The sequence below is a fragment of the Pseudomonas sp. NFPP25 genome, assembly GCF_900116505.1.
Taxonomy (GTDB): Bacteria; Pseudomonadota; Gammaproteobacteria; order Pseudomonadales; family Pseudomonadaceae; genus Aquipseudomonas; species Aquipseudomonas protegens.
In genome coordinates this window covers 678702-690996 of record NZ_FPBG01000001.1, presented here as the reverse complement: position 1 = coordinate 690996, position 12295 = coordinate 678702, and the positions used below count along the sequence as shown (strand labels likewise).

Genomic DNA, 12295 nt, shown 5'->3' with positions numbered 1-12295 from the left:
AATCGCCCCCCTCCTCCATTTCCCCAAGGAACCGCCATGTCCGGGCTTGAACTGTTTGCCGCCGCCCTCGGCGTGATCGCCGTCTGGCTGACGGTCAAACAGAACCCCTGGTGCTGGCCCATCGGCCTGGTCATGGTGCTGCTGTACAGCTGGATCTTCTACGAGGTCAAGCTCTATTCCGACATGCTCCTGCAGGTGGTCTACGCGGTGCTGCAGCTCTATGGCTGGTGGCAGTGGACCCGGGGCGGCGAACAGCACCAGGGGCGGCCGGTCAGCCAGTTGCAGTCCAGCGGACTGCTACAGGGGCTGGCCCTGGGCGCAATGGGCAGCCTGCTGCTGGGGGCTGCCATGGCCCACTGGACCGACGCCGCGCAGCCCTGGCTGGACGCCGCCTTGACCGCCTTCAGCCTGGTGGCGCAGTGGTGGATGGCGCAGAAGCGCGTGCAATGCTGGCCGCTGTGGATTGCCGTGGATGTGATTTTCGTCGGGCTGTTCGTCTACAAGGAGCTCTACCTGACGGCGGCGCTGTATGCCCTGTTCACCCTGCTGGCCGTCCAGGGCTGGCGAGCCTGGCGCGCCGACCCGGCCCTGCAGTCGTGAAGGTCCTGGTACTGACCGGCCCCGAGTCCAGCGGCAAGAGCTGGCTGGCGAGCGAGCTGCAAGCCCACTTCGGTGGCATCCAGGTGGGCGAATACGTGCGCCACTTCATCGAGCAGCAGGGCCGCGACACCTGCCTGGCGGACATTCCCGAGATCGCCCGGGGCCAGCTCGCCTGGGAAGATCAGGCCCGCGCCCAGCAACCTGGACTGCTGATTCTCGATACCCACCTGTTAAGCAACCAACTCTGGAGCCAGACCCTGTTCGGCGACTGCCCGCCGTGGCTGGAACCCCAACTGCTGGCCCGCCACTACGACCTGCACCTGCTGCTGTCGCCGGAAGATGTGGCCTGGAGCGACGACGGCCAGCGCTGCCAGCCACAACTGGCAGAACGCATGGCGTTCTTCGAGGCTACCCGCCATTGGCTGGAGCAACACCGCCAGCCGTACCGCATCATTGGCGGCGACTGGCAAGCCCGCCGGCAACAGGCCTTCGAGCAGGTCCGGCAACTGCTGCAAGCGTGATCGGTGCAGTGCCGCAGGGCCACAAGTGTCCATCCCTGAAACACCTGCCTGGCCATCAGGCCGCCATTTTCCGCGGTGGCGCCCACGGCCGGGCAAACTGTTAAGCCCCTGATACACCCCCGCAGCAACCCCTGTTCCAGAGCGTTGCCCCGGTTATGGCCAATGGCCGTCGGGGGTACTTGTCTCATCCCTGAAACAGTCCCGAAAGCCGACGCCCCGCAGCGTTCGCAAGCCGTTGAATCTTAAAAACAAACAAAAAGCGGCACGGCTTCTGCTCTCTTCCTCGCAACGCCGGCTAGGGCCAGCACTGAGAAGAAGGAATACCGCCGTGGGGACGCTGAATAAAAGTTTCACCCGCCTACTGCTGATCGGCTGCGCCGTCAGCGCGGTGTACAGCCTTCCGGTGATGGCTGCGGGGAATGGCGAAATCATCATCCAGCGCACCGTCCAGGCGCAGCCCATCGGCCGCGCACCTTTGCAAAAAGATCCCAACCCCGTCGAGGTCAACACCAACCCGTCGGTCCTGGTCAATCAGATGACCAGTAATGAAATGAGCGATGGCGACTTTGCCGGAATCAAGACCGGAGCGCTGGTCCGCGGCACGGTGCTGTCCGGCAGCGCCGGTGTACCCGGCATGAATGTACTGACCAACAACAACGGCCTGCCCGGCATGTCCGCCGGCCATGGCGGCGGTGCGGGCGCCAGCATCTCCAACTCGATCAACCGCAGCATCAGCTCCGGCATGGCTCCCTTGAGCAACATTGGAGGGCAATAACATGAGTCGCTCCCTGCTGTTCCTCGCCTTGCTGACCTGCACCGGGGCCATGGCCGACTCGGCCAGCCCAGTCACCGATACCTCGAACATCCAGAACTCCGGCGCAGGCTATACCGGCAACTTCAACGTCAACCAGGCCGCCGGCGACCAACAGCAACAGACCAACGTACGGGCCATTGCCATCGGCACCAACGCCACGGCAACCACCAGCGTGACCCAGAAGATCACCACCGCCGCCAGCCGCGCGGTCAACGCCAGCAGCACCATCGGCGGCAACTCTTTCAGCAAAGGCAACGGCGCACTGGGCGTGAACCAGTCGGCCGGGGCCAACAACCAGATGGCCAATGCCCTGCGGATCAGCATCAGTGCCAATCCGCAAAGCATTGACGACAGCGCCCTGTCGCAACAGAACGTGGCGCTGTTACCAGACTCAGGAGCAACTGGCACTCAACAAGGCAGCCGCCAGGTCGTTACCAGCGACCAGGCCTTCACCGGCAGCCGTGGAGTGATTCAGGTGAACCAGAGTGCCGGGGTGGGGAACCGAATGGCTAACACCCTGAGCATCCGGGTCGCAGATTGACCCCTCGTAGTGCAATTAGAAAGTACCAACACTTAACCAACTAATAAGCACCGGAGAAACACCATGAAACCTACAATGGCTCTCAAACCACTGGTTTTCGCACTGGCCGCCGTCATGGCAATGGCTGCTCAGGCAGGTGGTAACGATCATGGTAACAACGGCGGTCATGGCAACGGCCATGGCGATCACGATCAAGGTCCGGACCTCAGCACTCTGCTGCAAATCACCGCTGGAGCCGGTGCCGCAGTCATCGATGTGCAGAACAGCAACACCAACGTAGTGAAAAACCAGGGCACCAACAACAACGCCAAGGCCGACAACTCCCTGAACAACTCCAACGGCAACATGGGTGCCAACGTCGCCGCCGGCGACGGCAACCAACAAGACAATGCCGCTGCCCTGGCAACCGCTGACGAAAGCTTCATCTTCGGCAGTGCCGTGGCCGCTTCCAGCGCCACCCAGGTCAACAACAACAACTACGTGAAAAACTCCTCGACTCAGAACAACGCCGTGCTCAACAACTCCGGCAACAACGGTTCCGGCAACATCGGCATCAACGTGACCGCCGGCGACTTCAACCAACAGAAAAACAACCTGGCCATTGCCGTTTCCGGTGGCCGCGTAGCCACTGCCGCTGCTTCGGCCAACCAGCAGTCGACCAATCTGGTCGTGGATAACAAAGGTGTCCAGGCCTACAAAAAAGACACCCTCTCTGGCGGCTTCGTTGCCTCCGGCACCTACAAAGGCACCGGCAGCGGCAAAATCGAAGGTGGCGACGATCACAGCGGCCATGGCTATGGCGACAACAAAGGCCACGGCAACGACGATCAAAAATTCACCTTCAAAGAACAAGGCACCATCGAACTGGCTGGCTACTGGACCCAGCAAGTGCTGACCAAAGACGGCTGGAAAAACCCAGTGGTCAACAACGCCAGCATGACCAACTCGATGAACGGCTTCTCCGGCAACGGCGGCGCCAACGTCTCGGCCGGTGTGGGCAACCAACAAAGCAACTCGCTGTCCATCGCTGCTGGCTGCAAAGCCTGCATGTAATCGCGATCGTAACGAAAGCCCCGGAAACGGGGCTTTTCCACAGTCCGACTCAGGCGTAACGATCATGCGTACTGCGATCCTCTCTCTCTTGCTTTGCCTCTGTGCTCCAGTCCAGGCTGCGCAGATGGCGGTGGCCGGCCTGCCCGGTGGCAACCTGATCTTCAAACAGGTGCAGAGCGTGCGCGAGCGCAAGTTCAGCGACATCGTCGAACAGAAGACCGACTTCAGCTGCGGTGCCGCCGCACTGGCGACCATTCTGCGTCAAGCCTACTGGCTTGATGTCGATGAGGAGCACGTCATCAAGGGCATGCTGGTCAATTCGGATCAGGGCCTGGTTCGCACCCAGGGCTTTTCCATGCTCGATATGAAGCGCTACGTAGAAAGCATCGGCATGCGCGCCCGAGGCTACCGGATTCCGCCCGACAAGCTCGAAGCGGTGACCATCCCGGTGGTGGTACTGATGGAGATTCGCGGCTACAAGCACTTCGTGGTGATGCAGCGGGCGCAGAAAGGCTGGGTCTATATCGGTGATCCAGTGCTGGGCCACAAGCGCTACACCCATGATGACTTCGTCAAAGGCTGGAACGGTATCGTGTTCGCCATCATCGGCCCTGGCTACGACAAGGCCAACGCCTTGCTCGACCCGCCAGCCCCACTGACCGCGAAGAACAAGCTCGATAACTTCTACCCGGTCAGGGACGCGGACTTGATGGACTTCGGCTTCATCCAGAGCGACTTCTTCTAGAAGCGCAAACACTATAAAGGGGCAGGATGCTCCGGGAGCAGCAAGCAGATGAAGACTTCATACTGGCTGGCCGCCGCCTGCCTGGCAGCAGCTCTTCCAGCACATGCTGGTTTCAAGCCCGAACTCATCCAGGATCAGGAACTGTCGCAGTTGCGGGGCCGTTACGTCATGCCGGGGCGGATCATCAGCTTCGGCATTGTCATGAGCAGTACCTGGCGCAACGCCAGCGGTGACCTGATCGGCGCGTCCACTTCGCTGCAGATCCAGCAAGCCACGATCAAACCGCAATTCTACGTCTCCACCATCAGCCAGGCCGGCAATGGCACTACGCCCCCGCCCGGGACCGGCAACGTGATCGGCGGCGCAGGGCTGGCCAGCGGCCAGGGCGTAACCCAGAGCGTAAGGGCCGCCGGCGACGGCAACTCGGCCTACAACAACATCAATATCAATGTCACAGAAGCCAATCAGGCGCCGGCACTGGCGGCCGGTGTGGGGCAGGCATTGATCAGCGGCCAGACCATCACCGGCAGCAACGCAGCCGGCAGTGTGGCGGTGTCGGCCCTCAACGGTGGCATCCAGATGGCCATTCAGGCCAGCGGCAACCAGGGCAATGCCTTGCAGCAAGTGGCCCAGGGCAATTTGCTGCAGAACACCCAGTTGATGGGTAACAGCAACCTGGTGAACAACATGACACAGCTCAATGTGGTGCTCAGGAACAACGGTCCCAGCACCGGTGCTTTGGACTGTAATTTGAGTACGCTCAACGCTCTACGCAAATTCTGATCTTGAACTACGCTGATTCTCGACCATTGGGGTTCACAAGGGACGGTTTATTTCATGTATCGATCGGTTTCACTGCGCGCAATAGTCTGTTTAAGCACTCTATTCCCGGCGGCGCTGGTACAAGCGGCGCCGGACGCCGATGTAGAGACCCTGAAACGAGAGCTTCTGGAACTCAAGCAACGTTACGAAGTGCAGCAGAAGGCCCTCGCGGTGCTGGAACAACGGGTTCGCCAAGTGGAGGATCAACCGGCGGCTCCGCCTCCCAAGCGCCTGGCCAAATCACCTGCTGACCTGAAAGGCAATCAACAGGTCGCCGGTACTGGGGCCGGTGCCGCTTCCGGAGGCGCTGCAGGAGGCGCTTCCTATGGCCAGTCCCTCAAGGATGATTCGGAACCGGCACAAAGCGTCAGCAACCTCTACGACGAGGCCAGTGGCTTCTTTGGCGGCGGCAAGTTCAGCGTCGAGACCGGCTTGACCTATGCCCGCTACGATGCCCGCCAACTGACAGTCAACGGCTTCCTGGCGCTGGATTCGATCTTTCTCGGCAACATCAACCTGGACCGGATCAAGTCCGATACCTGGACCCTCGACCTGACCGCGCGCTACAACCTCAACAACCGCTGGCAATTCGATATCAACGCACCCGTGGTCTATCGCGAATCCACCTTCCAATCCGGCGGTGGCGGCGGCTCAGGCACCCAGACCACCGAAGAGTCGGTCACCCGCGACCCGACATTGGGGGACGTGAACTTCGGCGTGGCCTACAAGTTCCTCGACGAGTCCGAGTTCTGGCCCGACGCGGTGGCAACCTTGCGCGTCAAAGCCCCTACCGGCAAGGACCCATTCGGCATCAAGCTGGTGCAGTCCTCTGCCAACAACAACCTCTATGTGCCTGAAAGCCTGCCCACCGGTAACGGCGTCTGGTCGGTCACCCCCGGGATCTCCCTGGTCAAGACCTTCGATCCGGCCGTGCTGTTCGGGACTCTGGCCTATACCCACAACCTGGAAGAGTCCTTCGATGACATCAGCTCGACAGTGGGCAGCAAGACCCCCGGCAAGGTGCGCCTGGGCGACAGCTTCCAGATCGGCGCCGGTGTCGCCTTTGCGCTCAACGAGAAGATGAGTATGTCCTTCTCGGTTTCCGACCTGGTGCAGCGTAAAAGCAAGCTCAAGCAGGACGGTGGCGACTGGCAGTCGGTGGTCTCCAGCGATGCCAACGCCGGCTACTTCAACGTCGGCATGACGATTGCCGCCTCCGACAACCTGACCATCGTACCCAACCTGTCCATCGGCATGACCGAGGATGCTCCGGCCTTCACCTTCAGCCTGAAATTCCCCTACTACTTCTGACCCACCGGCAAAAACGCCAAGGCCCGCTGCGATTCCCCAATCGCAGCGGGCCTTGGCGTTTCTCCCCGCCCTAGCGGATCTGGTGCTTGTGCAGCAAACGGTAGAAGGTCGGGCGCGAGATCCCCAGGACCCGCGCCGCCACGCTGAGGTTGTCGCTGTGCCGGTTCAACACGTCGCACAGGGCCTGGCGCTCGGCGCGGTGCTTGTAGTCTTCGAGGGTGCCCATGGGCAGGTCCTGGGCCTGCAGGCTGAGCAGGCCCAGGTCGCTGGCCTGGATCTGCCGCCCCTCGGCCAGCACCAGGCCGCGACGCACCCGGTTGGCCAGTTCGCGGACATTGCCCGGCCAATCATGCTTGCCCATGGCCACCAGGGCATCCTCGCTGAAACTGCGGGGCCGGCGCCCGGTTTCCTGGCTATAGAAGTGGGCAAAATGGCTGGCCAGCATGCCCAGGTCGCCATGGCGCTCGCGCAACGGCGCGGTGATCACTTGCAGCACATTCAGGCGGTAGTAGAGGTCCTCACGGAAGCGCCCGCTGGTAATGGCCGCTTCCAGGTCGACGTGGGTGGCCGCCAGAACCCGAACATCCACCGGAATCGGCTGGCTGCCCCCTACCCGTTCGATGTGCTTTTCCTGCAGGAAGCGCAGCAGATTGGCCTGCAGTTCCAGCGGCAGGTCGCCGATCTCGTCAAGAAACAAGGTGCCGCCATGGGCCGCCTCGATGCGCCCGACCTTGCGTTGATGGGCGCCGGTAAAGGCGCCCTTCTCGTGCCCGAACAGTTCGGACTGGATCAGGTGTTCGGGAATCGCCCCGCAGTTGATGGCGACAAAGGGTTTGTCGTGGCGCTGGGACTGACGATGCAGGGTACGCGCCACCAGCTCCTTGCCGGTGCCGCTTTCGCCTCGGATCAGCACGGGCGACTCGGTGGGCGCCAGCTTGCCCAGCAGCTTGCGCAAGTCGCGGATCGGCCGGCTATTGCCCAGCAACTCATGCTCGGGCTGGTCCACATGGATCGAGCCCTGGCCCCGCAGGCGCGCCATGCCGAACGCCCGGCCGAGGGTCACCTGGACCCGCGACACGTCGAACGGCAGGGTGTGGAAGTCGAAAAACCACTCGCAGACGAAATCCCCGACCTTCTGCAGGCGCAGCACTTCCTGGCTCAATACTGCGATCCACTCGGTGCCGCTGCGGCTGATCAGGTCCTTGACCGCCTCCGGGCGCTCCAGGTGAAAAGGCTGCAGGCGCAGCAGGCCGACATCGCAGGAGCGTTCGCGAGCGGACTCCAGGTCACAGCTGTCGACATCCCAGCCAATGGTGCGCAAACCGGGTAACAGGCGATGGCAATCGTCACAGGGATCGACCACCAGCAAACGGCGCTGCACAGGGGCTTCGAGCATGACTGTTCCTTGGCGCCAGGGTATGGAAAAGTTATTAGAAACAGTGATTTGGAAAACCTGGCTGTAACATTAGCAAGAACTTGACGGTGGAATGTATCAATTGCTTATAGCGCTGATTACCAAAGGAACTAACGTGGGACTCCAAGCTGTTCACGAGCGACTGATTGTCGCAGTTGTTTTATCCAGCCCCCGCAACTAAGGGCCCGGCCACAAGGCCTATGCACGAAAGTTGTAAAAACTTGTTTTTCAGTGTGACCCGAGTGCTACCTCGGTGCATCAGTACAAATGACCAGCCGAACGGTAAGCCCAACCGACGGCACATCATTTGATTGGGCACACAGAGAGAAGACCCCATGAACGCCCCGCTCCGTATCAACGAAGCACTTTTGATCGCCGACCGCGCATTCCAGCCTTTTCAATGCGTGGCCTGGGCTCCACAGGACGGTAATGGCGAGCTCAGCCTGACCGTCATCGACCGCACCAGCACCCGTATTGGCCACACCCAGATTCCCAGCAGTGCCTACTCCGATCCAGCCCAGCTGGAAGACCTGCTCAAACAGGCCCGCGCCGAACTGAGCCAGGACGGTTATACCTTGCAGTCCTGGGCCATGCCCAAGTAAGCGATGCTGTTAACGGATCACCCGAAGGGGTGATCCGTTATTTAAAGCAAACAACTAAGCACCCTATCTATCCTGCCCTCCTCTACAACTTCTACCTTCCGGGTATTAGTTGCTCTTGTCGTTATCCAGCCCGGCTTCCGGTTTCACTTCGAAAGCGCCCCCGTTTTTGCCAAGGTCTTCATGCCCGGCCCATCAAGGGGTCGCTGATGCTGTGTGCTCCGGTTTCCAGGCGCCCGGCGATCCGGCGCAGCCAGCCGCCGTCGCTGCGCAGCGTCAGGTCGTACCAGCCGCCACTACCCTCGCAGGCAAACACCTGGCGCACCTCGCCCCGGGCCGGTACCGCCAAGGTCCATGGGCCCTGCTGGGTGTAGGGGCAGCGATCGATACTGATGACCACCCCGTGTTCCCCCGGATTGCTCAGGGTCAGTTGCAACTGGCTGTTGCTGGTGGTCACCAGCAGTTCGGGCTGCAGGGTTTTCAGGTCGCCGTGGAAACTGCGGTGAAACCCGTTGGGGCCCAGGACCCAGAGCTGATAGCGCTCCACCACCGGCCAGCTGTCCTGCAGGGCCTTGCCGGCTTCCACGGTATAGCGGCGGGGAATCTCGCTCAGGTGCAGGCCATCGTAGACATGCAATACCGCCCCTTGCTCCCCAGTGTTCTGCAGGCTCAGCGACAAGGTGCGAGCCTTGGGATCGGCCTGGCTGTCCACATGCAGCCGATAGGGCAAGGCCCGGGAAGGCCGGGCCAGGCGCTGCTGCTGCGGCGCCAGTTGCTGGCCGGCCGAGGGCAGCGGTACCGGCAGCAGTTTCTCCTGGCGCTGGCGCAGGCTGTCGGCGGCCTGGCGGGTAGTGGTCTGCAGCGCGGGAAGGGTTTCATGGTTGGGGTCGGCAAAGTTGAACGCCGAGGTCAGGTCGCCGCAGACTGCCCGCCGCCAGGCGCTGATGTTCGGCTCTCGCACGCCAAAGCGTTTCTCGAGAAATTGCAGCACCGAGGTATGGTCGAACACTTGCGAGTTGACCCAGCCACCACGGCTCCAGGGCGACAGCACCAGCATCGGCACTCGCGGCCCCGGCCCGTATACGCCGCCATCGGGCAAGGGTTGCTGGGTCGAGCCCGCCGGGGCCGGGTGGGTGAACAGTTCGCTGTCGAAACCCAGGGTGGACTTGCCGGCAAAGCTGCCGTCCTTGCGCCGCGAAGGCGCCGAGGGCGACGGCATATGGTCGAAGAAGCCGTCGTTTTCATCGTAGGTCACCAGCAGTACCGTCTTGCTCCAGACCTCGGGGTTGCTGGTCAAGGCCAGGAGAATTTCCTGGGTGAACCAGCCGCCCTGCACCGGGCTCGAAGGCCCGGGATGCTCGGAATAGGCTGCCGGCGCGACAATCCAGCTGACCTGGGGCAGCTTGCCGGCCTGCACGTCGTTGCGAAACCCGCCAATGATGGTCTCCAGGTTGCTGCCGCTGCTGGCCGGCAGGGTGTTGCCATTGCCCTTGTACAGCGGCGCCACGGCGTTGAGCCCGTCGCTGTAGGGCACGAAGGCATTGAAATCCTTCGGCGGCTGGGCCGGGTTGCCGACCTGCACGCTGGCGGCCCGGTACTGCCGGAACCCCGCCAGCGGGTTGTCGCCGAAGTTGTCCGGCAGGTGCTGGTACACCTTCCAGCTCACGCCCTGCTCTTCCAGGCGCTCGGGGTAGGTCTTCCAGCTGTAGCCGACATTCACCGGCCCCGGGCCGTCCCATTCGTTGACCACCGCCGCCACCTTGGCTGCGCTCGCGCCATTGCTGCCAGTCCAGAGGAACAGCCGGTTGGGGTTGGTGCCGGCGTGCACCGAGCAGTGGTAGGCGTCACACAGGGTGAAGGTGTTGGCCAGGGCGAACTGGAAAGGCAGTTCCTGCTCGCGGTAGTAGCCCATGGAGGTATTGGTCTTGTAGGTCGGCCAGGCGCTGATACGCCCCTCGCCCCAGGCCGAGTGGGCGTCCGCCCAGGAATGCGGGGTGCCGCTGACGCGCTGGGCGTTGCCCTTGCTGCTGTCCAGGTGATAAGGCATCACCAGCCGGCCCTTGCCCTGTTGCTCCCACACTTCCCGTTGACCGGTCTGGGGGATGGTGAAGCGGTCACTGAAGCCGCGTACCCCGGGAAAGGTGCCGAAGTAGTGGTCGAACGAACGGTTTTCCTGCATCAGGATCACCACGTGCTCGACGTCCTTGATGGTCCCGGTCCGGTTGTTCGCCGGTATCGCCAGGGCCTGGCGGATGGATGCCGGCAATGAGGAAAAGAAAGTACCGATGGCGGCCGCTTGCAAGAGCTTCCTGCGTGTAAGACTGGGCATGGGTTATTGAGTCCTTATGGTTGCAGCGCGATATATAACGCTGCCCCCAAGGTATTGGGCGCAAATAACAATGCAGTGACATTGCCATTGCAGTTGGTTCATGAAGCGTACAACTACCCGCCACTGCCCTACCTTGCCAGTTCGGCAATAACGCATTGCCAGGTAACGCAGGAAGAATATTTCATGAATAAAACACCCGAGTTCAAGAAACGCCCGGTACATTTCGCCGCCGCCTTAACTTTGCGCTGGCGAAATGCACTATTGAATGGGCCAGAAAACAGTCTTCGCACACTCCCTGGGCTGTATCCGTTTTACCGGAGAAAGCACAGTGCTATTGAAGGCTATCGGCTACTTCATTGCGCTGGACCCGCAGCGGGTTGAATAGCAGGCGAATGAACTGCGGATCTCGGGCCAGTTTGTAATCTTCACCGACAAAGTATTCTTTGGCGGCCGGGTCATTCTTGCCGATATATAAGATCCAGGCCGTGGTAATACCGGCAAACTCATCTTCCCTGACGCTTCTGACCGGGCTGAAATGGGTGGCGTTATGGGCAGTTGCGCTCCAGCCCGGCACGGCCTTGATCAGCCCGCCCTGCCACAGCCTTGGCCAGGCCCAGGCCGGGACCACTACGTCCGCTGCGCCGGTGAGCACCAGGGTCGGTGTCTTTACCGTGGAGCCAAGGCCGATCGGCCCGGGTTCGATCGGCAGCGAGCCGATATAGCGCAACTGCGGGTCGATGCCCTTCAAGGTCTCTGGCAAGAGGCTTGCCGATAGAATCGATGCGCCTCCTCCTGCCGAATGCCCCGCCACAATGGTGCGCGACAGGTCGACCTTGCCGAACAGTGGCGAGGTCGGGTCCTGGTTGAGCTTGCTCAGTTCCAGGGCGCCGAGCACATGCATGGTGGGGGCGGTGTTGATGAAGTCCGAGGAGATGATCACGATGAAGCCGTAGCTCGCCCACAGCCGCAGCAGATCTGTGTACTGCCCCTGGTTGGAAAGAATGCCGCCGACGAAGTTGACCACTGGCAACTTGTCCAATTGCTTGATATTGGACGGGTAATAGACACTGGTGGAAATCGGATTGGAGAATCCGTAAGGAAAGGACTGATTGCATTGCAGGCTGTTATCCAACAGCATGATCCGCGCCAATACCCCCAACAACCCACGGCAATCACTCAGAACAGCATTGGTGCTGACTGCATAGGGCCCCGGAGACTTGGCATATTGATCATTGGCCAGCCCAAATGCCGGAACCAGTTGCGAAGCAATAGCCAACTTGCCCCAAATAACCAACATCATGGCCAGGCCGAACTTTGTAGCCAGGTTGCGAATCCACTTCATCGATAATTCCTTTATCTGTCTGCTTTCCCTGCAGGACCGAATACCTGTACCTGGCCATGCTCCCTATATTGCAAATATCTTCAAACTTGCAGTGCACGTCATTCAACTGCAATAGCGCTGAAACATTCTCTACTTAGTTGCATTGAATACGTTCGCGACCCTAGATCAGGACAAATTCGCAGGTCAATGACTATTTAACATCCG

Annotated in this window: 12 protein-coding genes; 9 read left to right on the top strand and 3 right to left on the bottom strand. The window is 61.0% G+C overall.

What is annotated here, in order from left to right:
- Window positions 1-36: 36 nt before the first annotated feature.
- The 8 genes from pnuC (at window position 37) to BM382_RS02890 (ending at window position 6407) form a co-directional block, all read left to right on the top strand.
- Window positions 37-600, top strand: a complete 564-nt coding sequence (gene pnuC, locus BM382_RS02925) for a nicotinamide riboside transporter PnuC (protein WP_011061403.1) — start codon at window positions 37-39, stop codon at window positions 598-600.
- On the top strand, window positions 597-1121 hold the full coding sequence (locus BM382_RS02920; protein ID WP_011061404.1) for an AAA family ATPase: 525 nt from the start codon (window positions 597-599) through the stop codon (window positions 1119-1121). Before pnuC ends, BM382_RS02920 begins: the two co-directional genes overlap by 4 nt.
- A 328-nt stretch (window positions 1122-1449) precedes the next feature.
- The gene (locus BM382_RS02915; protein ID WP_011061405.1) at window positions 1450-1896 is read left to right on the top strand and encodes a hypothetical protein; all 447 of its coding nucleotides are present in this window, start codon (window positions 1450-1452) and stop codon (window positions 1894-1896) included.
- Window position 1897: 1 nt separating this feature from the next.
- A complete protein-coding gene (locus tag BM382_RS02910; RefSeq protein ID WP_011061406.1) occupies window positions 1898-2476 on the top strand; it encodes a hypothetical protein in 579 nt (192 codons plus the stop codon).
- Between the two features lie 63 nt (window positions 2477-2539).
- A complete protein-coding gene (locus BM382_RS02905) occupies window positions 2540-3529 on the top strand; it encodes a hypothetical protein (RefSeq protein ID WP_011061407.1) in 990 nt (329 codons plus the stop codon).
- 64 nt (window positions 3530-3593) lie between these two features.
- Complete coding sequence (locus tag BM382_RS02900) at window positions 3594-4274, top strand: C39 family peptidase (protein WP_011061408.1); 681 nt, start codon at window positions 3594-3596, stop codon at window positions 4272-4274.
- A 48-nt stretch (window positions 4275-4322) separates the two neighbouring features.
- A complete protein-coding gene (locus BM382_RS02895) occupies window positions 4323-5057 on the top strand; it encodes a hypothetical protein (protein WP_011061409.1) in 735 nt (244 codons plus the stop codon).
- Window positions 5058-5111: 54 nt separating this feature from the next.
- Complete coding sequence (locus BM382_RS02890; RefSeq protein ID WP_011061410.1) at window positions 5112-6407, top strand: coiled-coil domain-containing protein; 1296 nt, start codon at window positions 5112-5114, stop codon at window positions 6405-6407.
- Window positions 6408-6477: 70 nt separating this feature from the next.
- Here the strand turns inward: BM382_RS02890 and BM382_RS02885 are convergent, their stop codons facing one another.
- Window positions 6478-7803, bottom strand: a complete 1326-nt coding sequence (locus tag BM382_RS02885; protein ID WP_011061411.1) for a sigma-54 dependent transcriptional regulator — start codon at window positions 7801-7803, stop codon at window positions 6478-6480.
- 353 nt (window positions 7804-8156) lie between these two features.
- Between BM382_RS02885 and BM382_RS02880 the strand changes: the two genes are divergently transcribed.
- Window positions 8157-8423 carry a hypothetical protein gene (locus BM382_RS02880; protein WP_015635695.1) on the top strand — a complete coding sequence of 89 codons (267 nt, stop codon included), beginning with the start codon at window positions 8157-8159 and terminating at the stop codon, window positions 8421-8423.
- A 178-nt stretch (window positions 8424-8601) separates the two neighbouring features.
- Here BM382_RS02880 and BM382_RS02875 read toward each other — a convergent pair whose 3' ends face one another.
- Complete coding sequence (locus tag BM382_RS02875; RefSeq protein ID WP_011061413.1) at window positions 8602-10749, bottom strand: phosphocholine-specific phospholipase C; 2148 nt, start codon at window positions 10747-10749, stop codon at window positions 8602-8604.
- Between the two features lie 331 nt (window positions 10750-11080).
- Window positions 11081-12049: a poly(ethylene terephthalate) hydrolase family protein gene (locus tag BM382_RS02870; protein WP_225368807.1), complete on the bottom strand. Its 969-nt coding sequence runs from the start codon at window positions 12047-12049 to the stop codon at window positions 11081-11083.
- Window positions 12050-12295 lie beyond the last annotated feature (246 nt).

What these genes read in the sequence shown, in the direction of transcription:
- pnuC (WP_011061403.1), top strand. Translation starts at nt 37, where the DNA reads ATGTCCGGGCTTGAACTGTTTGCCGCCGCCCTCGGCGTGATCGCCGTC.
- BM382_RS02910 (WP_011061406.1), top strand. Translation starts at nt 1,898, where the DNA reads ATGAGTCGCTCCCTGCTGTTCCTCGCCTTGCTGACCTGCACCGGGGCC.
- BM382_RS02905 (WP_011061407.1), top strand. Translation starts at nt 2,540, where the DNA reads ATGAAACCTACAATGGCTCTCAAACCACTGGTTTTCGCACTGGCCGCC.
- BM382_RS02900 (WP_011061408.1), top strand. Translation starts at nt 3,594, where the DNA reads ATGCGTACTGCGATCCTCTCTCTCTTGCTTTGCCTCTGTGCTCCAGTC.
- BM382_RS02895 (WP_011061409.1), top strand. Translation starts at nt 4,323, where the DNA reads ATGAAGACTTCATACTGGCTGGCCGCCGCCTGCCTGGCAGCAGCTCTT.
- BM382_RS02890 (WP_011061410.1), top strand. Translation starts at nt 5,112, where the DNA reads ATGTATCGATCGGTTTCACTGCGCGCAATAGTCTGTTTAAGCACTCTA.
- BM382_RS02885 (WP_011061411.1), bottom strand. Translation starts at nt 7,803, where the DNA reads ATGCTCGAAGCCCCTGTGCAGCGCCGTTTGCTGGTGGTCGATCCCTGT.
- BM382_RS02880 (WP_015635695.1), top strand. Translation starts at nt 8,157, where the DNA reads ATGAACGCCCCGCTCCGTATCAACGAAGCACTTTTGATCGCCGACCGC.
- BM382_RS02875 (WP_011061413.1), bottom strand. Translation starts at nt 10,749, where the DNA reads ATGCCCAGTCTTACACGCAGGAAGCTCTTGCAAGCGGCCGCCATCGGT.
- BM382_RS02870 (WP_225368807.1), bottom strand. Translation starts at nt 12,049, where the DNA reads ATGATGTTGGTTATTTGGGGCAAGTTGGCTATTGCTTCGCAACTGGTT.